Genomic DNA, 24,469 nt, shown 5'->3' on the forward strand with positions numbered 1-24,469 from the left:
TTTATGAAGCTTTAACTTGCGAAAGTAGCCTCTTTCAGCAGTTTCAGAATAGATGTGTTTAAATATTGGTAGATGTAGAAGAATGTTGATGTCTGAAAAGCTCTATACAATCAAGGAGGCGAAGAAGCTTCTTGGAGTCACCACCTGGACCATTCAGCAATGGGATAGGCAGGGCAAGATTAGGTGTGTCAGAACCCTTGGAGGACGTAGGAGGATCCCCGAGAGCGAAATAAAACGAATCCTCGGTTTAAGAGAGGAAAGAATTATTGTAGGGTATGCAAGGGTTTCATCTCCAACACAAAAGGATGACCTTGAAAGACAGAAACAGCTCATTTCAAGCTACGCTAAGGAGAAAGGTTATGGTGAAATTCAAGTTTTAACGGATGTTGGTTCTGGGCTTAACGAAAACAGAAAAAAATTCCTGAAGCTCTTAAATATGGTTTCAGAAAGGAAAATATCCAAGCTGATAATCGCCTATGAGGACAGGCTCACGAGATTTGGTATTGAAACGCTCAGAAAGATGTTTTCATTCTTCGGAACAGAAATAGAAGTGATAAACCATGAAGGGAAGGCACCTCATGAAGAGCTTGTGGAGGACTTGATCACCATAGTTTCCCATTTCGCTGGAAGGCTCTATGGAATGAGGAGCCGTAAGTATAGGGAGGTTGTTGAAGGTGTCAGGAAGCTTGTTGGTTAAAGCGTACTCGATACCGCATGATCTTGAGGTGAACGAGCTCATAGAGGACTACATGAGCGTCTTAAACGCTATCCTGGATGACTTATGGAGGAACATTGCATGGAATAGGAATGGGAAGAGGCTTATACCATTTCTGAGGAAAGATAAGACTTTTAGAAAAGAGCTTAGGGATAAGTATCTTGAGGGGTGGGCTTACTCCAAGCATTACGTGGACTCCGCGATAAAACAGGCCTATTCCGTGCTCGAGTCCTGGAGGAAGAGGTACCTCCGCGGGCGGACCGGAAGGGAAAGACCCGAACTGAAGAGGAAGTTCGTCAGGGTCAAGGAAACTCTTTACAGTTACAGGGATGGAATTCTCAGGATTTCGGTAAGACCTTACGAAGAGAGTATAACTATAGATTTGAGGAAGGCGTGGTGCTGGGATAGGATAAGGGGTTTAGACCTCGGTGAACTAATACTTAAACAGGACAGGTTCATAGTTACTGTTAGAAGAGAGGTGGAGCTAAAGATTAAAGACCCAATAGCATGGGACGTGAACCTCTTAACCTTGGACAGCTTTGATGGTGAAAAGCATTACTCGATAAGCTTGAAGGAAATCTACACAATTCATAGAACGTACGAGCTGAAGAGAAGGGTTATCCAGAAGCTACACGGAAAAACGAGGAAGAAGCTCCTGAAGAAGTACAGTTCAAGGGAGAGGAACAGGGTTAACGACGCGCTGCACAAGCTGGCTAAGCAGCTCTCAGGCAGGACAAACGTCTTCGAGGGCCTGAAAGGGTTCAAGGAGAGGGTGGCGAGGACGAAGAGTAGGAGCATGAACAGGCAGAACAGCAAGCACAATTACATCAAACTGCAAAGGTACGTGGAATACAAATCTGCGTGGAATGGTTGTGCTACCATATATGTGAAGGCGAGGGGCACTTCGAAGACCTGCTCCAGATGCGGGTATTATAATAAAGACCTAAGGGGAGCGGTCTTCAAATGTCCCAGATGCGGTTTTATAATCGATAGGCAGAAGAATGCATCAATAAACATTTGGAAAACGTTCCTTAGGATGTGGGGATTCATGGGTTCACCCCGAAAGGAGCTAACCTCGATGAGCCCTCCGATGAACCCTAAGGAGGACGAGAGGGATGAAGCTCAAGGACTAAGTATGAATTCTATACGTATCCATACTTAGTTCAGAACCCAAGTACTTAACATTGGTGTTAGTTTTAGAAATAATATATTACATATTAAGGTTAAATAGTCTGATGTTATTGGTGTAGATCCAAATTTCGAAACACTATTTTCAATACCAAGCTTAACAAGAGATTAAAGAATGCATCCAATAGTAGCTGTGACAGAGGAACTTTCATTTCGTGGGTCAGTGTTTGCTTTGTATCTTCGTGGGCTGCTATGTATCATAAATTAATAAGCACTGTGCAATCTCAGATTGTAAATTTAGGAAGCTCATTAACTTTGCTGTACTTACCAAGAATTTTCACATTATTTTCCATAACTAAATTATTAGTAAAGAACATATTTCCCGTTATTACACATTTTTCTTCAAGTCTAATGTCTCTTGCATAAATATTTCGAGCTTTACTTTCTTTTCCTAATTCAACATATCCACCGTAAATATCTTGTACTTTACATTTTTCATCAATTATTACTTCGTCACCAATAAGAATACCTATTACTCTACATGATTTATTGAGTTTAATAATATTTGCTTTCATGGCTTTTTGTAAAATAATTATACCGTTTGCATTAATTTTTTCGTTGGCTATAATTGATTCAGCTCTAATTCCATTACCAATGTTAACAAAACCACTAACAATTTTTCCATTTACATTTACGTAATCATTAACATTAAGTATTCCAGAAACTTTTAGATTACCTCTCACACTAAGAGAACCATTAATGTTAATGTTTCCTCCCTCGCACTCACCATTTATAATGCATACCCCTTTAATGTCCATCGAATCAAATATTAAATTATTATTAACTATGAGTTTATTACCTATGTTAATAATACCACCAACAGCAGAATTCAATATTGCTGTTTGATCAACGTCTAGTTTATCAAAAATTAATTTGCCGATGACTTCAAGATCTCCTTTAATTATGAGCTTCTTAACAGCACCATTTTGTACTTTCACATTTCCTTCAGCATTAATAACGTCTATATCCGCATTCCCTAAAAACTCTGCAGAATTGCTAGTGGTGATTATTTTTGCTTCAACTGATCCAAGAATCATAGCTTTGCCATTAACGTTAGCCTCGATTACTTTTACATTACCATTCACATTTAAAGAACCATTAACATTGGCATTTATAGCTAAAAAATTCTTTTTAATAACTAAGGAACCATTAATGTCTATTGTATTAGTAATGAGTGAGTTCTTCACCTTAAGGTTGCCTTTTTTAATAACTATGGAATCGTTTGCGTGAAGGTAACCTGATATTTCGATATCTCCGCTTTCAGAAATTAATTTCTCAGTTTTTAGGTTACATTCAAAAAATGCACCATTTTTTATTCTTGTTTCACCTAGCACAAGAATAGTGTCACCATCTTTAACCTTTATTATTGTGTACTCCTCAATAATAAGATTATTTAGTACAGTATCTAAAAAAATAGTTGAAATCCGTGCTGAACGAGAATCTTCGTTCATGTTTATACAATTATTAATACCAATATAAAAGATAATGTTTCCTTGAATCATGATAGACAAAATGACATCACGCTTAAATATTCATTTTTTTAAAATTCACTAGGTGATTTGGTGTGATAATGAATAATGTTGCAATTTGTATGTACACTAATTTGGTTCAAATACCACTATTAATTGATGCATACAGAAGCAATATTATTTAATTCTGAGGTGATAAGATGTGCCAAATAATGTTTCATTAATCAAGAAATCTGTTGTGTTAATAATTTTGTTAATTTTAATTGGAGGAATAGGTGCCAGTCTAATTACATTGTACTCAGCATCGCAAGAAATTAATAAACTACAACAACAAGTTTCAGTACTACAGAGCCAAATAAATAATGTACATCAGAGTGTTATTAATCAAAACATTACTTATATTTTGGGAAATAATTATTCACTCTCACAATTATATGATACGATTAAGGATTCTGTTGTTGTGATTAGTGGTACTGTACTATCTAACCAATTTATATTCCAAGTTTATTATCAAGTCCAAGGATCTGGATTTGTTTATAATTATAATGATTGTAATGTCATAATAACCAATTACCATGTGGTCCAAAATGCTGTTAATCTGACTGTGACATTTATTAATGGTGATGCTTATCCTGCGACCGTACTAGGTTATGATCCCTATGCTGATCTTGCTGTTCTTTCAATCAACGCTCCACCGTATAAGTATAAATCACTTACTATAGTCAATTCATCGAGCCTAAAAGTTGGTGATACTGTGATAGCTGTCGGAAATCCATATGGCTTAGCTGGGTCAATGAGCGTTGGTATAATTAGCGCGCTAGGAAGAACTATAAGTGAACAAACTACAGGTGGTTTTCCTATAGCTAACGTGATTCAAATAACTGTACCGATAAATCCTGGTAATTCAGGAGGACCACTTTTAAACCTTGAGGGTCAAGTTGTAGGCATAACAACTGCTATTGTTGCTGGTTCGCAAGGTATAGGATTCGCAATACCCTCTAATACTATATTAAGAGAGATTGGTGATCTGATCACTAAAGGTTACTATGATGAACATCCATGGTTAGGAATATCAGGAGTTGACATGAGCTATGATATAGCAAGGATGATGAACGTGAATGTTACATACGGTGTTTTAGTAGTTCAAGTTATAAGTGGTAGTCCGGCTTTTCAGGCAGGTTTGCATGGTGGAAATAAGCAGATTAGACTTTATGGAGCATCCTTAACGATCGGTGGTGATATAATAATTGGTATAAACGGTATCAGAATTAGGAATAATGATGATCTAGCATCATACCTTGAAGAACATACTAAACCTAACCAAACCGTTGATTTAACTATAATTAGAAACAATCAAAAAATGATAATACCGGTTAAATTAAGTTCGAGGCCTTCAGCTACTAATGTAGCATACAGTACTTAATTATCAAAAAATATGAATATTATATTACAAACATCCTGGTTTTTTATTATGTTACTTTTACTTCAACGAGTTCAACTTCTTTTTTAATATCTTTTTCAGATTGAGAGTGCTTCTTTAAATGTTCTATAAATTCTTCAACATCTACTATTTCCCTGCACTCAGGACATATTATCTCTCCATAATAGCAGTCACACATTTTGATCACCAATCTTTTATTTCCCTGCACTCAGGACATATTATCTCTCCTTCCCTACACTCAGGACATATTATCTCTCCATAATAGCAGTCACACATTTTGATCATCAATCTTTTTATATAAAAATAAGAATTTAAACTTATCATACTTATTTTGAATTTCACGTAAAGATAATTCATAATAATCACTGCACAAGATTATTAATTTAGAAATTACATAAACGTCTTCAAGAGCTTTGAAGAACAGAAGGTCTCAGTCTTTAGCCATGAAGAGTATCAACTACTAGCTAATGTAGTGTACTTCCTATCGTAATATACTAAAGGTAGGTCTTGTTTATTGAAGTTAATTTCTATAACCTCACCTATGATTATTGTGTGATCCCCTCCATCATAAGTATTCCAGATTTTGCATTCCAGTATTGCTAAAGCATCTTCCAGAAGTGGGATTCCTAATTTTCCAATCTTATATTTTATCTTATTGAATTTATTTTCTCCATATTTTCCTGCGAAACGTTCTGAAATTTCTTCGTGACCCTTACCAAGAAGGTTTACTGCAAATATTTTCGCTTTCATTAAAACATCATGGAATGCGGAATCCTTAGATATGGATATCATAATAAGAGGAGGAGTCAATGATATAGATGTAAACGCGCTTACAGTAATACCACCAGGTGTACCATTTAGCATAGTAGTAACAACTGTGACTCCCTGTGGAAACATTCTCATGTAAGATTTTAGTCTTTCTTTAAGTTCATCATGACTGCTCATATTACCATTATAAAGTAATAAGTGTTTTGAATATAAAAATAATATTTATAGATGAGAAGTTATTGATAAAATAGATGATAATACAAGCTTGAAAAATGCTATTAATTAGCGATGCTAAAGTAATACAAGATGTTCTGATGAAGATAATATAGCTTGTAACATAGGTTTAAGTTTTCATTTTTTCAAAAATATAGTGAGTTGCTTTGGTTAATGTGACAGCCGCTAATAAAGATCAGATCTTTGTAAAAGATCCTGTATGCGGTGCAGAGATAAACATAAATGATTCAGTAATTTTAGTGATGAGTGATCAAACATATTATTTTTGTAGTGAGATGTGCGCGAAAGTATTTATGAGATATTTGCAGATAGTTACAAAAAATCACGAAGATGAGTGTGGCTGTAGTGGCAGCTGTTCCTGCCATTCACATTAAAACTATTCTGTGTTTCAGTTGACACTCTCCATGGCTAAAGCCGGGAGATTCTGGTTTGTCGCGGGGCCTCCACTCATTTTACCGAGTTCGGGCTGTGTCAAGGCAGCCCCTGCCATGGACATGTAGTCCATAGCCCGCTCGCTGGAACCATCCCCCACCAGTCTTGGATGGGAGCCTTATTCCAGCTTTCGGACGTCCCATCCACATCCGAGCGACCCGCTCAAGGAGCTGATGGAATTGGAGGAATATAAACTTAACGGCGATTCATCTCCACGACTGAGGTCGGAAGCCTTCTCTCCGAAAGAGTGGTAACAAAATTTAATAAAATTAATGATATATTGTTGAGACTGTTATACTTTTATTTTTATGATTTTTACTGGAACGTTGCCATTTTTTGTATTGTATTCTTTCTCAATGAGAAAACCATTCTTTAATGCTTCATTTTTAAGTATGTTAGGTGCAGCTGTTATTGCTACGATTATGCTTTTCTTTACTACTTTGTTTACTGATTTTAAGAATTCTGAATAGAGTTTCTTTATGTGTTTTAGATTGGAGAATCGTCTACCATACGGTGGGTTTACAATAATGATTTCTGGCGTAAAGTTTAAGATATTTTCTAGTTTTCGTGAATCTCCTTTTATAAATTTTATTGTGTCTAGTACATTTGCTGATTCAGCATTTCTCATAGCTCCGCTCAGATATTTTTGGGATATATCAATTCCATAAATGCTATATGCATTACTATTAGACGATTTCATAGCTTCATTTGATATTTTTTCATAAGTATCTTTTTCAAATAATTTAAATTTTTCAAAAGCAAATCCAATTTTACTTCTTTCTCTAAAAATTTTCAATGGAATTTTTCTTGCAATAAGTGCTGCCTCTATTGGTATTGTACCTCCACCGCACATTGGATCAAGAAAAGTTTGTTTAACATTCCATTCACTAATGTATATCATTGAGGCCGCAATCGTAGTACTGAGTGCTGCTGGATGATTATAAATCCTATAACCTCTTTTATGTAGTGATTCACCAGTTGTATTTACTCCAATAATGATGTGATTTTCTCGCACTCTACAGAAAATTTCAACATCAGGAAAATCAAGGTTTACTTTGAGTCTGTGTCCGGTTTCACTCATGAAACTTTCAATAACTGCTCGTCCTACTCTTTCAGCAACTTGCATACTATTAAAAGGATGATTCCCAATCCTTTCTACTCTGACAGCGAAGCTTTGATTCCTTTCTATATGGTTGGTATAACTTAAATAACGTGAAAACTTGTAGATATCATAAATATCATTAAAATCGGTTTCACCTATCAGTAAGATAACTTTATGAATAGTCCTAGATAATAAATTAACTTTATAAATTAAATCAAGTGAACCATTGAATCTTACTATACCAATTAAAGGATTAGCATAAACAGATAATGTTCTTTGTAGTTCATTTGCTGCTATATACTCTAACCCGATATTGGTTGTGGCGTAGTATTCGTACACAATATTAAAAATTTTAGCTTATCATTAAGGTTTTTCCTTTTAATTATTTATAGAGGATATAGAAATATTTGGGTTTATTGCTGAGATTATTTAGGTGAGGATTATTGATAAAGATTGATAAATTAAGATTCGGACCTGCGGGAGTACCATTGAGTACACCAAAACCGTCCACGATAAGTGGAGTCTATCAAGTCAAAAAGCTTAATTTAGATGCAATGGAAATAGAGTTTGTTCAGGGCGTGAGAATGAGCATAGATACTGCTAAGCAGGCTAAAGAAGTTTCAATAAAAGAAAACGTAATACTTACTGCGCACGGTCCCTACTATATTAATCTACTTTCTACTGAGGAAAAGAAAGTTGAAGCTAGCGTACAGCGAATACTGGATACAGCACGCATAACATACCAAGCCGGTGGATATTCAATAGTTTTCCACGCAGCATATTATCAAAGATTATCGAAGAGCGAGGCTTATGAAAAAGTTAAAAACATTATGAGAAGAATCATATCAACATTGAAGAATGAAAATGTGGAAATCTGGGTTAGGCCCGAGCTTACAGGAAAACCAGTGCAATTTGGTGATTTGGATGAATTAATAAAGCTAAGTCAAGATATAGAAATGGTGATGCCATGTATTGATTTCGCGCATCTGCACGCACGTTATAATGGAAAATACAACACTGAAACAGAAATAAAAGAAGTTTTAGCTAAGATAGAGACCGGACTTGGACGTGATGCTCTTGATAATATGCACATACACATTTCAGGAATTAACTACACTGACAAAGGCGAGAGAAACCACTTAAACTTAGAAGAATCTGATTACAACTATCATGCACTAATTAACGCATGGAAAGAATATAAAATTAAAGGCGTTGTAATCTCTGAGAGCCCAAACCTTGAAACAGATGCTCTGATACTAAAGAAACTCTACTATGCGTGAATCATATAACAAATAAGAATGCTAGTATTAACGTTTCATCAAACATTGAAGAGAAATGGTCATAAGGATCATAGCACACACAATAATGTGGAACAAATAATCCCTTGAATGAGGAGTCTGAGACACCAATAATAGAAAGCTCCTCTTTAGAGGTGTGAGAGATCATAAAGGTTATCTAAGATTCATTTTTAGAACAGGAAAGATTGTTAGTCAGACTTAATATTTAAAAAATTTTTATACATAATAGAGGTTATATTAATATGGCTAAAGTTCAATGGCTAGATGTCTATCATAAACTAAAGATTTTTTTAGACACATATGATAAAAGGCGTAAATTTAAATTTAGCGATGAAGATCTTAGTAAAAAGTTCAGCGAATTGTTTGATGATTTTAGAATAAAATTCATTAGATGGAGGATAAACGATGATTTGAACAAGATAAATCAGTGGATAACGATTTTTAAAGATTGGATGGATAAAGTCTCGCAAATTTATGGTTTTAAAGGTGTTTTATATCCTAGAGAGTTCAGAAGTTTTCTAGAAAACCCTGAACGACATTTAATGAAAAAAATATTTAATTATTCATATGATTTACTCAGAAATAAAGATACTCTGAAATCTTTTAGAAGGACTGCTGGGTCAGCGATAGTCACATCAGTTAGAACGAATTTAAGATCGATTTATCAATATTGGGGATTCATAACGATATTGTACCACATAAGAGATCAGGGCTTCGCTAGAATCACATATCCTGAACATGGACATCTCTTACTTGATCGTGCGGGCAAACAAAAAATACATAGCATACCCCCAAATATAGTCTTATCAACTTATAAAGGACTCTTAAGCTTTTACCTTGAGGCTCCAAGACCTATAGCATGGGGTGATACAGGCGATCTCATGAAAATTTGGAACTTATATACGGCTTTAAGACCTGATTTAATGGTATACGGTGGTGAAGTGTTTAATATTGTTAATCCTTCAACAGATCCACCAATAAGAAGACCTGACATTATAATAGAGTTTAAAGAATTAGATGATTGGTATGTTAGAGCAAGAGAGGTAAGAGGTCCTCTAGCAAAACCATTAACAGCGGAAGAGTGGAGAAGCAAATGGATTGAAGGATTGTGGACAGGATTGGCAGAATCACTGGGTGTTCAGAGAAAAGAAAATATAGAGAAAAATCCGGAAAAAAGCATAAGGTTAAATGAAGTCGAATCAGTAATATTATACAAGAAGGTATATTTACCAAAGAAGATGTATCTGATATCTAAAGCAAAACTCCCAAACAAGATTAAAAATATTCTAATCAACGAAAACATTGATGTTATTGATGATGTAGGGTTCAATATCGCTCAAATCAAACAACTTTCCATAGAATTATTAAATTATGCTAAAGGTGAAACACCATTAGAACAATTACATCAACTAATTAAAGACGTTGAACACTCTATTAAAATTGAGGATCTAAATCAACTAACTATAAAATTTGCTATCGAAAAAATAAATGAATTTAAGATTTTCATAAAAAATCAACACAATATGACTTAAATCCTATTAATAAACTCCTAGTTTCCCAGTTAAAAAGTATCTAAATTATCTGCAATGTTGAAAACAATTCATTAATTTCCATTCCCGAAATTCTTCTAGGCTCTCATTTCACTACTATTTCGTTTTAGAAGTTAGAGATACATTACTGCTTAGATTTTCACAGTCCATTCTAATGAGTATCTATTTTTAATAGGTTAGTTAGAAAAGGATAAGAGAGTTGTGAACTCTAAACTAGAGGGAGAAGATAAGCATAAAGTCCCAGACGGGCACTGCTCTCCATTCAGTGGGAGTAGCTCACTTACGATTACATGTGTGTTTATTTCTTAAGGTTTACTAATGCTGAGTTTACCATCAATATTATATCTAAAGAGCATAAAATTTTTATTACAATAACTATTTTCAATTACGGTGATTAAATGTCCAATATAACTCAAGATGATGATAAAATCCGTTTATCTAAACTTGATAAAGATAAACTTCTGGACCTATTTTTTATTCAGATCAAGAATATTTGGCGTGTCGACGGGCTTTATTTTCAGGATATCGAGAAAAATTTTGGTGTTGATAATGCAGCTAAGATTGATAAAAATACTTGGGAAATTTTAGCTAGGATTGAAGCTAAAGATTTAAAAAACTTTTTCAATTACAATTCAGTTAATGATGTTGAAAGTTTGATAGAGATTTTGTTAAACACCAGTTGGGCTCTTTATCAAGAAGAAAAGAGGTATAATATTGACAAACTAAAGAATACTGGAGAATTTTATGTAATTAAGTGTAGAATTCAGGAAACTAGGATTAAAAAAGGATTAAACATTTTTCCCTGCAAGAATGTTAGATTTAATTATTTAAAATCTTTCGTTAAAGAGCTTAATCCAAAGATTGATGTTGAAGTAATTTCATGCCCCCCAGACGAGAAAAAACCTGATTATTGGTGTGGATGGAGATTTAAATTCATTGAGTGAACTCCAAAATATAGTCATAGCTGTCAGATCTGAAACCGACTGGAAATTAAAATTGAAGGGATAATATGGAAAGCTAAATTAACTTCAAGTGATATTTCAAAGAGTGAGACGGTAAAAGTCAGAGACTTGACACTCTCCACGGCTAAAGCCAGGAGATTCTCGGTTTGTCGTGGGGCCTCCACTCATTCTACCGAGTTAAGGGCTGTGTCAAACCAGCCCCTGCCATGAGCATATAGCCCATAGCCCGCTCGCTGGAACCATCCCCACCAGTCTTGGATGGGAGCCTTATTCCAGCTTTCGGACATCCCATCCACATGCGAGCGACCTGCTCAAGGAGATGGTGGAATTGGAGGAATATAAAGTTAACGGCGATTCATCTCCACGACCGAAGTCGGAAGCCTTCTCGCCGAAAGAGTGGGTAAAGAATTTTACACTAATAGTTAAAAAAATCCACAAAATCATCAGAAAAGTAATATAGCGGGTCCGGCGGGATTTGAACCCGCGACCACCCGGTTAAGAGCCGGGCGCTCCACCTGGCTGAGCCACGGACCCATGCTCAATCGGATATACTTTAAACTTTCTTTTAAATTTTTTCAACAGCTTAAAAGTAGAAAATTTTACAAGTAAACTCGACGAGAAAGTCTAGAACTTCAGTTCTGGGATGAATTGTTGATATCCACGACTGAAGTAGAGAGATTCTCAGTTCTTCAGTCTTTCAATAGTCTTCATTTAAGGTAAAGGTGATGGAAAATCCCCTGTTTATCTTCTTTTATATTTGAATTTGCTTTAAAAAATTCATAAATTTTATTTTGCTAAAAGAGCAGATTTGCTGTTCTTTTATAAAAGCTTTAAGAGATTATTGTTTTTTAAGTTGTTCTACTATTTCTTTTGCTTTATCAAAACGCACTTTTCCTTCTTTTACCATTATTTCAACGACTTTATCTACCATATCAGGTGTTGCACCTGCCATGATTGCTACATTTCTTGCATGCAGTTTCATGTGTCCTCTTTGAATGCCCTCTGTTACTAATGCTTTGAGTGCTGCTAAGTTTTGTATAAGTCCTACTGCGGCCATGACTTCACCAAGTTCAGTGGCTGTTTTTACACCAAGTATTTTTAATGCTATTCTTGCAATAGGATGTGTTTTTACCGCTCCTCCAACTAATCCGACAGCCATCGGTATTTCTAAAGTTCCCACTAAATCTCCATTTTCATTTTTCTCCCATGTTGTTAATGATGTGTAATGTCCATAACGTGTAGCATAAGCGTGTGCGCCCGCTTCTAATGCTCTATGATCTTGCGCTGTAGCTAATGCGACAGCTATTATTCCATTCATTATTCCTTTATTATGCGTTGCTGCTCTATATGGATCTGCGGCCGCAAATGCCCATGCTTCAACTATTCCATCTACGACATCCTCTCCACCAATCTCATTTTTGTCAATAACTGTTCTGGCGCGAACTAATCTTTTGTCTGCTAGGTTTGTTATAATTCTCAGGTAAACTTTTCCGCCTGTCAAATCTTCTATGTATGGTGCAACAGCTTCTGCCATAGTATTTACTGCATTAGCTCCCATAGCATCTCTTACATCAACTACTAAATGTGTAATTACCATAGGACCTTTCATAGTATCTATTACACGTACCTCGATATCTTTTGCTCCACCTCCCAAGTTTACTAATGTAGGATCTTGTTCGTTAGCAATTCTTATTAGATCATTTTTATGCTCAAGTATTTTCATTTTGGCCCCCCATGGATCTTTCACATGCGTTAGTTGAATCTGACTCATCATTATGGAGCCAGTACTTGATGTAAATATTCCACCTTTAGCTCTAGCCCACTTTGCAGCATTGCTTGCAGCGGCAACTACTGAGGGCTCTTCTATTACCATTGGTATCAAATAATCACGTTCATTTATTAAGAAGTTTACGGCAACTGAAAAAGGATATGCCATAGTCCCTATTACATTTTCTATCATTCTATCAGCTATCGATAAATCCAAATTTCCTGCCTTTTTCAATAATTCAATCTCATCTTGTGTAAGTCCAGCAAAATCAGCAACAATTTTTAGTCTTTCATCTATTGGTAATTTATAGAATCCAGGAATTCGTGATGTTTTACTCACGGTTCTCACACCAAGTATTCTTCTCTCTAGATTCTTATATATTTGTGTAAACAAAAATTAACTTATTTATCTTGAACAACTTTCGTGTAAACTTAAACATCACAGTATTTTGGTATTCCTTATAGTGAGCTTCTCCTCGGCTAAAGTCGGGAGCTTCTAGCGTTTGAAATGAGCTTCATACTCATTCCCTCATCTGCTGGTTTGCATGGTTCACAACTCTCTCATCTCATACCTCTCGTTAAGGTATGGACTATGTTTATACATGCGTTTTGTGCGAGAACATCCCACGAAAAAGCATGCAACTTCCAGAAATTAATTTGCACATTTCAGATCCAGGTTTTCTGGGCACCCATTCTTATAAACAGTTCTGGAAGGTCGGCCTTCTATATTTCTGGTACTGGGCTTTCTGCTCCGCATGCAAGACATTTCATATATACGATCTTCTTTTGTTTAATTAATACTGTATCTGGCTTACCACATACTGGACATATTACGTAACGTTTATAATACAGGTTAATTACAGTGTTTATTTGTTCATTCTCAAATCTCCCAGTGAGTATCAGTCTTTCGTTATCTATATTTCCTCCAGCACCTAATTCTTTGTAGATGAATTTTGCTAGCTCTTCTGGTTTTCTATTTAATCTCTCTGCAGCATACTTAAAGTTTGTTATAATGGTCTTTGCTCCTTCATTGTAAGAAGTGAGTTTTGGTATTTCATATCTTGTATATTTTTCTGGCTTAACGCTTACACTACTATATACTCGATTTAGCATCTCATCATAACTGTTTATGCTTAATTTTGACATGGTATACCGTATACTAAATTTTGCTCATAGATATATTGTTTTGCTGTACTATTTAAAAAATGCTAATCTTAGCTGAGATGAATATGGTTGTGCTTAACCTCTAAGACTTCCTCCTCTTAGAAATTTACACGGGCAGGAAGCTTTCTTGTCGATCTTTTGTAGTTTTTTGATGGCTTGCTGGAGGAAAAGATATTTATTATGGTATTTATTTTTATTCGCGAGCGTTATGGTCAGTGCTATGATCATTTCGTTCGAAGATAATGGTGTGTTAGTGGTTCCGTTGGAGACTATTGATATTAAATCTTTGGTCGGTAAGAGAGTTCGTTATCAGGATTATAAGAATCAAGTCTGGTGGGGTATTATAAAGAGTGCTATTAACGATGAGTATTTGTTGGTAGAGTTTGATGGCAATCCTGAAGGATTAGGTATTGGATTGGATTTAGAAATAGTTGTAGAGTGACTGAATAAAAGTATTAAATATGTGTGTTTTTATTAATACATGAGATGGGCTTTAGGGTACTTGACCATGTTGCTGATGTGATTATTGAAGCGTGGGGTAATACTTTAGAAGAAGCGTTTCAGGAATCTGCTAGGGCTATGTTTGATCAAATGGTTTACATAGAAAGAGTCGACCAACTTACAGAGTATTCTATAGAAGTTGTAGGTTATGATCTTGAAGAACTTTTGTATAATTGGCTTGAACAATTAATAATAACTGTCGACACAGAATTTTTAGTTTTTTCTAAGTTTAAGGTAACAATTTCTGGTCATGAAGGAAATTATAAGTTAAATGCAATGTGTTGGGGTGAAAAATACAAAAGAGAGAAGCATGGATCAAAGGTTGTTGTGAAGGCTGTTACATATCATGAGATGAAAATAGAGAAAAACAATGAACTATGGATAATAAGATACCTTCTTGATATCTAATTAAAGTTGTATCATTATTAAAAAATGGAGATCAACATCCTTTATCTTGGCTTCATAAATGACTCTATTATATTTAAGCTTAATTTCATACATGACATAAAAAAGTTTATTTTGATGTTGCTCACTTATATAATGACTAATGAGGTGCGATAACGGTGGGTGACAACAAAATTAAGGGTGGTAACAAAACAAGTGACTGTTATTAAACTTGGAGGATCTATTCTTAAAACTCCTCAAGATTTTGATGAGATTTTAAAAAAATTGTTCAATCGGTTTGATGGACATAGATTAATTCTAGTTGTTTCGGCGATAAAAGGAATAACAGACCTAATCATATCTGTATGTGAAAACCCTTCTAAAGATGTTCTTGAAAAAATACTCACACCATATTATAATACACTCAATGAACTGGGCTTGAATAATGATACTTATGAAGGTTTAAGGAAGCTTTCAGAAGAATTTGTTCATGCTGTACAAAATTGTGGTAATTTACAGTTTTATAAAGATAGAGCACTTTCTTTTGGTGAAAGAGCATCAGCACTAATAGTCAATGGCTGGTTAAGATCTAGGGGATATGATTCGAGGGTTTTTGGACCACGTGACATCGGTTTAATAACTACATCTGAATATGGTAATGCATCACCGTTAATGTCACAAGTCATTTTTAACATCAGAGAGTCTTTAGAGAAAGTGATTGTTAATGAAGTTATTCCCGTTATTCCTGGTTTTATAGGTGTTAATTCTGAAGGGAATATAACAACCATGGGTAGAGGAGCATCAGATTTAAGTGCCATGCTCATCGCTAAATCGTTAGAGGCAAATAATCTGTATCTGATTACTGAAACCCCTGGAATAATGTCTGCTGATCCGAAAATAGTGTCTGATGCAAAGGTTGTTCCATTAATTGATCTGGATGAAGCGCGCGTGGCTGCGGAATATAAGGTTAAAAATTTACATAAAAAAACATTTGATTATGCCAATGGTTTTAGTGGATCAATAAAAATTGTTAACAAGGATTTCATAGGCACGACAGTAACTAATTCGTATTCACCCGCTCACATAAAAATAGTTACCAATCATGATGATCTATTGATCATAATAGGACGAGGAGTCAACAGGAACATAAAACATTTACTCAGTGTTGTCAGTTTCAACAAATGGAATGTTCTTAATTTAGATGCGATACATGCTGTGCTGAAAACATCGTCAAATGTCTATGATGCAATGTTCAAGGTTCATAAAGTAATATTGGAGGTGTGGGGTGATGAATAATGACTTATGATGTAGCGGTTCTTGGCGCGACTGGAATAGTTGGTCAAAGATATGTAAGTTTTCTGAGCAAACATCCATGGTTTAACTTAGTCCAAGTTGCCGCAAGTGATAAAAAAGTTGGTATGAAATATGGATCAGCAGTTTCATGGTTTATAGAGGATCTAATGCCTTCAGATATTATTGACCTTAAAATTTCTAGGGCTGTACCACATGATTTTAAGGATATTGATATTGTTTTTTCTGCTTTACCTACTGACGTTGCCAAGTATGTTGAAATGCAGTTTGTGAAGAATGGTTTTTCAGTATTTTCTGATACAAGTCCTTATAGAATGGAACCTATTGTGCCTCTTGTGATCCCAGAAGTGAATCATGCACATTTAGAGTTATTGAAAGTTTTACCAAGCAAGCTTGGTGGTATTCTTGTTAAATCTCCTAATTGTACATCTAATGTTCTTTCTCTAAGTTTAAAACCTCTTATAGATGTTGTTCAAGAATTAAAGTTAGTGAATGTGACTTCCCTTCAAGCTATTTCAGGGGCCGGTTATACTGGATTATATTCTATGAGTATACATGATAATATTATTCCCTATATAAAAGGTGAGGAAGAAAAACTTTCTATTGAACCAAGAAAGATTTTAGGAAATATTAATGGCAACGAGGTTGTACCACGTAATTTATGGATTGAAGCCACTACTACTAGAGTTCCAGTTATAGATGGTCATACAGTAGTTGTTCATGCATTAGTTGAAAAGAATGTAGATTTTGATTTAGTTCTTAAATCATATAAAGAGTTCTCTGGTATTCCTCAAAGACTGAACCTTCCCACAGCTCCTAAAAAACCCATAATATTACGTGAAGAGTATGATAGACCTCAGCCTAGACTTGATAGGAATTCAGAGAGGGGCATGGCAGTGAGCATAGGAAGGTTTAGATTACATAAAGTAGATAAAGTCAGTGTGATAAAATATGTTGCCACAGGTCACAATACTATAAGGGGTGCAAGTGGAAATACCATACTTAATGCTGAATTAGCAGCTGCCTTAGGATTTTTGAAGAGATAGGTAATCATTTTCTTTAAAAATTCAGTTTATAAAAGTTAGCCAGAAAACTCACGCGTTTTAACCGTGGGATGAATGGTGCAAAATTTAATAAGTCCCTCAAAGTAATCGATCTTGGATGTTCCGTGCGGAAGGATGTTCGGTTGACGGTTGTAGGGAGGGTTTTTAGACCTAACGAGCGGAAGGTTTTAGCCTTAAACAGGTGTCTCAGCGAATACTTTGGGCTTGTGAAATGGTATCTATCCTTGAATAATACCTCTAAGACATACTTGCATAGAAACGGTTATAGCTACGCCAGAGAGAGCTTCGAACTTAGCTCAGCACTGATACAAACGGCAAGAGACAAAGCTGTAGAGATTCTTAAAAGTTTCAAGGAGAACAGAAAGAAAAATAGTGTTTTAAAGTTGAAAAGAACCTCCATAAGGTTTGATAGGCGATGCTATCGATTTTCAAAGACAACCAATGTCTTAACTCCATACTGGCTAACTCTGACCTTAAATCGCAATAGAGTAAGCCTTCCAATAGTCTTCGGAAGGCATCAAAGAGATAGGATTGAATCGGCACTAAGCGGAGAATGGTCCTTCACTACCGTTGAGATGGTTAAGCGAGATGGAGAATGGTTTGCCCATTTTGTTCTAAAGAAAACCGTGGAGCTTACAGACGAACCTGAAACCGTGATAGCCATAGACAGGGGCGAGCGCAACTTAGCCGTTGCAGTTGCTATTTCAAAGAATAATCCGGAGAAACCTATGAAAGGACAATTCTGGCGAGGTGAAGAAATCAAGAGGATTAGGGGACTTTACAGCCACATCAGGAGGAAGCTTCAAGAGAAGAAGAGACTTAGAAAGGTTAAGGAGCTTAGAGGGTTCTGAGTTAAGTAGGAATGCATAGTGAGTTGTTACTTTCATTCCTACTTAACCCTTCCCCCTTGATTAGCTCATTGGGGGCTCTTTGGGTGAACCCTTCTCCCCGCATCTGAAGGTTCAACACCGCTATGATATCTCTATCCATTGTTAACCCGCATTCTTCGCACCTCATTATCCTGCCCAGATAGGAAGCCATGCTTCCTGAGCAGACTGGGCAGGTTTTAGATGAGTTGACTGGGCTAACGTACTTTACTGGTAGGTTAAGCCATTTCAGCTTGTATTCGAGCATGAACTGAAACGTCCTTGCGTTCCACTTTGAGAGCTTTCTATTATTTTTCCTTGAGCCATTAAGAATTCGCCCCTTTATACCTTTCAGGTTTTCAAGTATCGCTCCGCAGTTCCTCTCCTTGAGCTCCCCCGCAACCTGCGTGGTTAGTTTGTGCATGAAGTCTTTGGCTCTATTCTTCTCACGCTTAGAGTACTTCTTGAGGAGCATCTTTGAGGTTAGAGGCTTAATCTTAGATAACTTTTGTATCCTCTGCAGTTTAGTTTCATAGGTTCTGTGAATATGGTAGAGCTCTCTTAAGTCATAGCGCTTGATCTCGCCACCTATGAACGCCGTTACGTTCGTTAAGTTAACGTCAAATGATACCCACTTCTCAGCTTTGGGCTCAACCCTCTTCTTAACTGTAATTATCAACTCCTTCTCAGTCATAAGTAGCCCACCGACTTTATCAAAGTCTTTTGGAATCCACGAACACTTTCTTAAGTCGACCTCAAGATACCGCTTATTCGGTTCAATGCTTACCCTCAGTATGCCATTTCTAAAGCTGAAGAGCGTGCTCTTAATATATACTGTCCTCTTAGTTATCTCAGGCTTACCTTCAGCTTTTCCCTTGTTATAGAACGTTATCCAGCCTTTAACAAGCCCTATGACAGAGTTCATTGCTGAATCAACGTAATGCTTTGAGTATCTCCACTCCCGTAGCAGTTCATCTCTAAGCTCTCTCCTATCCTCAGCTTTCAAGTTAAGGTGAGCCTTCTTGGAAATTTTAACGTGCGAGAAGATTGCGTCTAAAGCCTTCCGCTTAACTTTGAAGTATTCTTCGATTAAATCTTTTGGAACATCTACTGGGATCCTGTAGCTCTTAACTACCTCCATAGCCTCTCAACCTCGCTCTTGGGATAGCGGAGCTTGCCAGTTGGAAGTTTAACTGCTCTAATAATGCCTTTCTTCTGCCACTTCCAGAGCGTTTTAACTGAGATGTTGAATATTTTTGCAACATCCTTTGGTCTAAGTAGTTCTTTTTCCATCAAAGAGTTAATAGAGTTAAACAAATATTTAAACCTATCTATTCCAAAACTGCTGACCACGGCAAGGAGAGGCAGAAGGTCAACCATCAACTGCATATAATAGCCAACCAAATAGTAGCCTACGCTAAACAGTTTCCAAAACCAGTAATAGTAATGGAAGACTTGAAAGGCATCCGCAAAAACTTCAAGAAATCTAAGTGGTTGAACAAGAGATTCCACAGCCTACCATTCGGAAGGCTTCAGGCAATCGTGGAATATAAGACCATGCTGAACGGCATTAATGTAATATATCTGCCAAAGAAGTTGGTTAAGAATACTTCTAAAACATGCCATAGATGCGGGCATGTTGCCCAAAAGGTTAAAAGAGAGTTCAGATGCCCAGACTGCGGAATGGAATACGACAGGGATTTAAACGCATGCATCAACATAGCCCATAGAGTAATGGGCTCTATGGGATGGCGGAGCTGTGAGCTCCGCAAACCAGCAGATGTGACTGGAAGCGTAAAGCTCCAGGCGAACGCTGGAAGCTCCCGACCTCAGTCGTGGAGAAGCTCACTCATAAAGCTTAAATTCCTATGTTTCAATTAATGAGTGAGGTTTTATGCGAAGTATAGAGTGGATTAACGGTAAAGTAAGGTTTATTGATGTGACAAAACTGCCAACCCGTTTAAAGATTGTTGAGACCAGTGATTATAGAGAGTTAGCTGATGCAATCAAATCTATGAAGATAAGAGGGGCACCAGCTATCGGCGTCGCAGTAGCATTTGGATTGGCGCTTGTGGCATATTGTAGTAATGCTGCTCGTTATGAAGATTTCATAGGTGAACTTAAGCAAGCTGCTCAGGCTCTTGCAAATGCTCGACCCACTGCAGTGAATGCTTCATGGGCTGCGAACAGAATATTAACAAAAGCTTTATCATACAGTAATCTTTCAGAGGCAAAGAATGCAGTTATTAATGAAGCAATAAACATGGCTGAAGAAGATGTACAAGTGAACAAGGCGATAAGCGAATACGGTGCATCGTTAATAAAAGATGGTGATATAATAATTACACATTGTAATACTGGTATGTTAGCAACTGTAGATATAGGTACTGCTTTAGGAGTCATAATAAGAGCGCATAAGCAAGGTAAAAAGATAATGGTATATGTTGATGAGACACGTCCTGCTCTTCAAGGTGCAAGGCTTACTACCTGGGAACTTAAGCAAGCTGGTGTGCCATTTAAGTTAATTGTTGATAGTGCGGCAGGAATAGTAATGCGGAATAAAGGTGTCACGAAAGTGTTTGTCGGAGCTGATAGGATTTTGCGTGACGGTCACGTGATAAATAAAATTGGCACTTATACTCTTTCTGTTTTGGCTAAAACTCACAATGTTGAGTTTTATGTTGTAGCTCCTACATCAAGTTTTGATTTGACAAGACATATTAATGAAGTAATAATAGAAGAACGTGATTCTAGAGAAGTTACTCATATCAAAGGTAAACGCATTGCACCAAGGAATATTCAAGTTTATAATCCAGTGTTCGACATAACACCGCCCAAGAATGTTACTGGGATAATAACTGAAAAAGGAATAATCTATCCACCATATTCAGAAAATATACCAAAAATTTTGACACACTTCTCACACTAAAAAGCTTTCAGTTTTAAGAAATAATCTTATGCTTCATAAAGTATAACTATGTGATTTTTATTTTTCAGCCTCAAGATGTTCATGAGCTTCTTAACATCTGACCTATTTAAAGAGTATAAATAAAATATTCGATCTACTACAGCACCAGCTGCTAACAGCAATTGGTAGAGAAGGATTTGGCGATTAATATTACTTGGATTTTCTTCAAAGACAATTACACGATCGTCATTTTTTAACACTCTTTTAGATACATGAAGCATTTCTCTATATTCATCTTGAACTTTTATTGAGAAGTCGCCGGGTGTATATTTTTCATCATAAACTAATACCAATGGTTTATTTAATGCATTAGAGATGTACGCCGCAATAATTGCAATTGGTGAGACTCTTGTTACTACTTTATCAATATTTTTATTATTACACATGAATTTAAAATAGATCGATATTAACCTTAAATAGTCTGGCATCAGGTTCATTGCGCCATCGTTATTTAAGTAATCATATACTATTCTTTGAACTACTTTAGATATGACCCATTGTGTTGTAGCTAATCTTAATATGCGCTCAGTTTTGATTTTGTTGGGAATCGTTTTTCCTGATGCATATTTGCTAAGAAGGTTTGATGATATTCCTGTTAATTGTGCTATTTCTGAATACGTTAAAAAATTATTCTTAAGAATTCTGATTATGTTAACTGCAGTAAGTTCATTTTCGATCTTATCTAATCTTGTGTTTCCATTTTTTTGTGATCTCATTATCCTATACAAATACAACTCTAAACATATAAATTATTTATCTTTCTTACTGTTCAAGAAATTCATTCCAAAGCTCAATGATATTTTTAATAAATTGATAAATCAATTAAACAGATTTTTAGCTAAATTATACGCTTTTTACAATAATTTTTAATTTTTGTGAATTTTTCTAATTTTTCAAGAAAACCAAAACTTAAGGTATTTAAGCGTCCTTTGTATACTTATTCAATGTGAAATTGATTAGAGATCCAATTCATCAAAATATACTTCTTACAGATTTAGATATAAAAATAATAGATACACGTCCGTTTCAAAGATTAAGAAAAATCAAGCAAACTGGTATGGTTTATTTAGTATATCCTGGTGCGCAACATACTAGATTTGAACATTCAATAGGTACCAGATATGTCGCTGAACAAATTCTTTTAACGCTTAAGATAAACGGTTTAGAGATTACTAAAGATGACGAAAAGTCATTATACGCTGCTGCTCTTTTACATGATATAGGTCATACAGCTTTATCACATTCTATTGGTGATACTATTTTAGGGCCAGAAAGACATGAGTTAATAGCTAAACAAATTATAAAACATACGGAGATAAACGATGTTCTAGAGAGTGAAGGTTTAGATCCTGATAAAATCTCTGATATGATCGTGGGCAAGGCTGATTTTCTTTCTCATATAGTTAGAGGAGAAATTGATGCTGACAGGTTAGATTATCTTCGAAGAGATGCGTATTATTGTGGTGTAGCATATGGTGTTATAGATACTAGAATATTTACTGAGTATAGGGTTTTTAATGATACTCTGGCCATTTCAAGGAAAGGATTGAGACCTGCGGAATCTGTATTATTCGCACGTTATCTTATGTATAATATTGTTTATAATCATAAAACTGTTAGAATTGCATCAACAATGATTTCACGAGCCATTGAATATGCACTCAAAAATAATACATTACGCATGGAGGATCTTTATAAGATTGGGGATGAAGAGCTAATGGAAATCCTTATTAAATCTGAAGGTGAACAAAAAAGACTAGCAGAACTAGTGAATGAGAGAAAACTCTTTAAAAGAGCTTATTATCAGGATTGGGATGAAACAAACAAAGATTTGGTAAAAACATTACTCCAAGCGCGTAGCAATATAGCATTGAGAAATAAGTTGGAAGAAGAAATCGCAAATACTGCTGGAGTAAATCTCCAAGATGTTCTAATAGATATACCAGAATTACCCATATTAGAGGAGGCTGAAGTTAAAATATTAACGAACAGTAATATAGCAGATATTAAAAGTTTGTCACCGCTCTCTGAAGCACTTTCAAGCGCATATAAAAGAGCATGGAATTTTGCAGTATATACTACGAAGGAAAATAGGGAAATCGTTGCTAAAGTTTCACGAAAAATATTTAAATAAAAAATTTAGGTTATTTTAAAGTAATTTTTTGCAAGTATCTCAGAATCTTTTTTACTCATGCCATGTATTGCATTCATGTGTTCGCTCACTAATCTTATCATCCTACTTGTTCTTTCTGAGACTATTTCGGCTCCGCAATAATCGCATCTCCAATACATTGTTAATAATTTGTTTAATAGTTCCTTTGCATACACAGCGTCTCCGTCAAAACTCTCATCTAGCAATGCTCGTTTTAGTAGCCAAACTAAATACCTTAATTCGTCCGGCGTCAGTCTCATTTTTATACACTAGAGTTAACAATTATTTAACAAAATATATAAATGTAACTGTTTCATATTAATGAAGACTATCAAAAACTTAACATGAAATGTAATGAAAGCTCACTCAAATTAGTCTTTATGATTTTTAGAGGTTAAAGTATGAGGAGTTAAAGTTAAATATTGCTTTGATAAAAATAATAGTGATCGGTGATGAATAACCAATCGATAAGATAATTAAAAGAAATGAACACTTTCAACTACATGCAAATACATCAAGAAATCGATGGATCGTCTTCGATGTTGAGGGTGTTCTTGTTGATGGTGAATATCTAGTCGGGCTGGCTAATTTGGTTGGTCTTGGCAAAGTAATTGATGAGATTACTCGACAAGGATTGTCAGGAGAAGTTAATTGGGATGAAGGATTGATCATGCGTCTTAAAATACTAAATGGTAAAATAAATAAGAAAATGGCAGAAGAAGTTGCATGGGACCTTCCTCTTATGAAAGGGGCCAAGGAAACTTGTGCTAAATTAAAGGAACTTGGATTTAATATAGCTGCTGTAACAGGCGGATTTCAATTTCTGGCTGATCGTGTTAAAAAGGAGTTAGAATTAGACATAGTTATTAGTAATAAGTTGTTCTTTGATAGTCAAGAAAGGATTAGTGGAATACTTTTTGAAGTCAGTTCAGATAAAGCTGCAGCCTTAATGCGTTATATAAATAAACGCATTGTGGATATTGCTGTTGTTGATGGTGCGAACGATTTAACACTATTTAATATTGCAAAGACCAAGATAGCATTTAATGCTGCGCCAATCGTGGAACTTAAAGCAGACATCTCAATAAAAGAAAAAGATCTAAGTAAAATATTCGAATATCTAAAATTCTAAA

The 24,469-nt window shown here is 35.6% G+C and carries 26 protein-coding genes and 1 tRNA gene; 16 read left to right on the forward strand and 11 right to left on the reverse strand.

The window, feature by feature from the left end; all coding sequences use genetic code 11:
• The first annotated feature begins 82 nt into the window (after positions 1-82).
• Both QW128_05480 and QW128_05485 read left to right on the forward strand, forming a co-directional pair.
• Positions 83-697 carry an IS607 family transposase gene (locus QW128_05480; GenBank protein MEM3833031.1) on the forward strand — a complete coding sequence of 205 codons (615 nt, stop codon included), beginning with the start codon at positions 83-85 and terminating at the stop codon, positions 695-697.
• Positions 675-1,877, forward strand: a complete 1,203-nt coding sequence (locus QW128_05485) for a transposase (protein MEM3833032.1) — start codon at positions 675-677, stop codon at positions 1,875-1,877. Before QW128_05480 ends, QW128_05485 begins: the two co-directional genes overlap by 23 nt.
• A gap of 250 nt (positions 1,878-2,127) precedes the next feature.
• Here the strand turns inward: QW128_05485 and QW128_05490 are convergent, their stop codons facing one another.
• Entirely contained in the window at positions 2,128-3,354 is a 1,227-nt protein-coding gene (locus QW128_05490; GenBank protein MEM3833033.1) for a hypothetical protein, read from the reverse strand.
• 220 nt (positions 3,355-3,574) lie between these two features.
• Here QW128_05490 and QW128_05495 point away from each other — a divergent pair, with 220 nt between their 5' ends.
• Entirely contained in the window at positions 3,575-4,795 is a 1,221-nt protein-coding gene (locus tag QW128_05495; GenBank protein ID MEM3833034.1) for a trypsin-like peptidase domain-containing protein, read from the forward strand.
• Between the two features lie 46 nt (positions 4,796-4,841).
• Here QW128_05495 and QW128_05500 read toward each other — a convergent pair whose 3' ends face one another.
• The 3 genes from QW128_05500 to trm14 all read right to left on the reverse strand — a co-directional run bounded on the left by QW128_05500 (position 4,842) and on the right by trm14 (position 7,688).
• Positions 4,842-4,991 (reverse strand): hypothetical protein, encoded by a 150-nt coding sequence (locus QW128_05500; protein MEM3833035.1) that lies wholly within the window; start codon positions 4,989-4,991, stop codon positions 4,842-4,844.
• Between the two features lie 275 nt (positions 4,992-5,266).
• The gene (locus tag QW128_05505) at positions 5,267-5,758 is read right to left on the reverse strand and encodes a flavin reductase family protein (GenBank protein ID MEM3833036.1); all 492 of its coding nucleotides are present in this window, start codon (positions 5,756-5,758) and stop codon (positions 5,267-5,269) included.
• Positions 5,759-6,539: 781 nt separating this feature from the next.
• Complete coding sequence (gene trm14, locus QW128_05510; GenBank protein MEM3833037.1) at positions 6,540-7,688, reverse strand: tRNA (guanine(6)-N2)-methyltransferase; 1,149 nt, start codon at positions 7,686-7,688, stop codon at positions 6,540-6,542.
• A 104-nt stretch (positions 7,689-7,792) separates the two neighbouring features.
• Between trm14 and QW128_05515 the strand changes: the two genes are divergently transcribed.
• The 4 genes from QW128_05515 (at position 7,793) to QW128_05530 (ending at position 11,619) form a co-directional block, all read left to right on the forward strand.
• Entirely contained in the window at positions 7,793-8,629 is an 837-nt protein-coding gene (locus QW128_05515; protein ID MEM3833038.1) for a TIM barrel protein, read from the forward strand.
• A gap of 260 nt (positions 8,630-8,889) precedes the next feature.
• The gene (locus QW128_05520) at positions 8,890-10,179 is read left to right on the forward strand and encodes a hypothetical protein (GenBank protein MEM3833039.1); all 1,290 of its coding nucleotides are present in this window, start codon (positions 8,890-8,892) and stop codon (positions 10,177-10,179) included.
• 416 nt (positions 10,180-10,595) lie between these two features.
• Positions 10,596-11,141: a DUF6125 family protein gene (locus tag QW128_05525; protein MEM3833040.1), complete on the forward strand. Its 546-nt coding sequence runs from the start codon at positions 10,596-10,598 to the stop codon at positions 11,139-11,141.
• Between the two features lie 337 nt (positions 11,142-11,478).
• Positions 11,479-11,619 carry a hypothetical protein gene (locus QW128_05530; protein ID MEM3833041.1) on the forward strand — a complete coding sequence of 47 codons (141 nt, stop codon included), beginning with the start codon at positions 11,479-11,481 and terminating at the stop codon, positions 11,617-11,619.
• On the opposite strand, the gene QW128_05535 is transcribed toward QW128_05530, so the two are convergent.
• The 3 genes from QW128_05535 to QW128_05545 all read right to left on the reverse strand — a co-directional run bounded on the left by QW128_05535 (position 11,620) and on the right by QW128_05545 (position 14,072).
• A tRNA-Lys gene (locus QW128_05535) sits at positions 11,620-11,693 on the reverse strand.
• A gap of 304 nt (positions 11,694-11,997) precedes the next feature.
• On the reverse strand, positions 11,998-13,266 hold the full coding sequence (locus tag QW128_05540; protein ID MEM3833042.1) for a hydroxymethylglutaryl-CoA reductase, degradative: 1,269 nt from the start codon (positions 13,264-13,266) through the stop codon (positions 11,998-12,000).
• Positions 13,267-13,649: 383 nt separating this feature from the next.
• A complete protein-coding gene (locus tag QW128_05545; GenBank protein MEM3833043.1) occupies positions 13,650-14,072 on the reverse strand; it encodes a translation initiation factor IF-2 subunit beta in 423 nt (140 codons plus the stop codon).
• Between the two features lie 226 nt (positions 14,073-14,298).
• Here QW128_05545 and QW128_05550 point away from each other — a divergent pair, with 226 nt between their 5' ends.
• The 5 genes from QW128_05550 to QW128_05570 all read left to right on the forward strand — a co-directional run bounded on the left by QW128_05550 (position 14,299) and on the right by QW128_05570 (position 18,201).
• Complete coding sequence (locus QW128_05550; protein MEM3833044.1) at positions 14,299-14,532, forward strand: hypothetical protein; 234 nt, start codon at positions 14,299-14,301, stop codon at positions 14,530-14,532.
• 44 nt (positions 14,533-14,576) lie between these two features.
• Positions 14,577-14,999, forward strand: coding sequence for an archease (locus tag QW128_05555; GenBank protein MEM3833045.1), 423 nt, complete (start codon positions 14,577-14,579; stop codon positions 14,997-14,999).
• Between the two features lie 159 nt (positions 15,000-15,158).
• Positions 15,159-16,271, forward strand: coding sequence for a hypothetical protein (locus QW128_05560; GenBank protein MEM3833046.1), 1,113 nt, complete (start codon positions 15,159-15,161; stop codon positions 16,269-16,271).
• Positions 16,271-17,332, forward strand: a complete 1,062-nt coding sequence (asd, locus tag QW128_05565; GenBank protein ID MEM3833047.1) for an aspartate-semialdehyde dehydrogenase — start codon at positions 16,271-16,273, stop codon at positions 17,330-17,332. The genes QW128_05560 and asd overlap by 1 nt, the downstream gene beginning before the upstream one ends.
• 140 nt (positions 17,333-17,472) lie before the next feature.
• On the forward strand, positions 17,473-18,201 hold the full coding sequence (locus tag QW128_05570; protein ID MEM3833048.1) for a hypothetical protein: 729 nt from the start codon (positions 17,473-17,475) through the stop codon (positions 18,199-18,201).
• A gap of 1 nt (position 18,202) precedes the next feature.
• On the opposite strand, the gene QW128_05575 is transcribed toward QW128_05570, so the two are convergent.
• Positions 18,203-19,357, reverse strand: coding sequence for a transposase (locus tag QW128_05575; protein MEM3833049.1), 1,155 nt, complete (start codon positions 19,355-19,357; stop codon positions 18,203-18,205).
• Entirely contained in the window at positions 19,348-19,509 is a 162-nt protein-coding gene (locus QW128_05580) for a helix-turn-helix domain-containing protein (protein MEM3833050.1), read from the reverse strand. The genes QW128_05575 and QW128_05580 overlap by 10 nt, the downstream gene beginning before the upstream one ends.
• Positions 19,510-19,545: 36 nt before the next feature.
• On the opposite strand from QW128_05580, the gene QW128_05585 reads away from it, so the two are divergent.
• A complete protein-coding gene (locus QW128_05585; protein MEM3833051.1) occupies positions 19,546-20,097 on the forward strand; it encodes a transposase in 552 nt (183 codons plus the stop codon).
• Between the two features lie 13 nt (positions 20,098-20,110).
• Entirely contained in the window at positions 20,111-21,145 is a 1,035-nt protein-coding gene (mtnA, locus tag QW128_05590) for an S-methyl-5-thioribose-1-phosphate isomerase (protein ID MEM3833052.1), read from the forward strand.
• 26 nt (positions 21,146-21,171) lie between these two features.
• On the opposite strand, the gene QW128_05595 is transcribed toward mtnA, so the two are convergent.
• Positions 21,172-21,900, reverse strand: a complete 729-nt coding sequence (locus QW128_05595; GenBank protein ID MEM3833053.1) for a hypothetical protein — start codon at positions 21,898-21,900, stop codon at positions 21,172-21,174.
• A 230-nt stretch (positions 21,901-22,130) separates the two neighbouring features.
• Between QW128_05595 and QW128_05600 the strand changes: the two genes are divergently transcribed.
• Positions 22,131-23,318, forward strand: coding sequence for an HD domain-containing protein (locus QW128_05600; GenBank protein MEM3833054.1), 1,188 nt, complete (start codon positions 22,131-22,133; stop codon positions 23,316-23,318).
• Positions 23,319-23,323: 5 nt separating this feature from the next.
• Here QW128_05600 and QW128_05605 read toward each other — a convergent pair whose 3' ends face one another.
• Positions 23,324-23,596: a hypothetical protein gene (locus QW128_05605; GenBank protein ID MEM3833055.1), complete on the reverse strand. Its 273-nt coding sequence runs from the start codon at positions 23,594-23,596 to the stop codon at positions 23,324-23,326.
• Positions 23,597-23,811: 215 nt separating this feature from the next.
• Here QW128_05605 and serB point away from each other — a divergent pair, with 215 nt between their 5' ends.
• Positions 23,812-24,468 (forward strand): phosphoserine phosphatase SerB, encoded by a 657-nt coding sequence (gene serB / locus QW128_05610; protein MEM3833056.1) that lies wholly within the window; start codon positions 23,812-23,814, stop codon positions 24,466-24,468.
• Position 24,469: the final 1 nt, after the last annotated feature.

Source organism: Thermoprotei archaeon (genome assembly GCA_038881895.1).
Lineage (GTDB): Archaea > Thermoproteota > Thermoprotei > Gearchaeales > WAQG01 > JAVZOV01.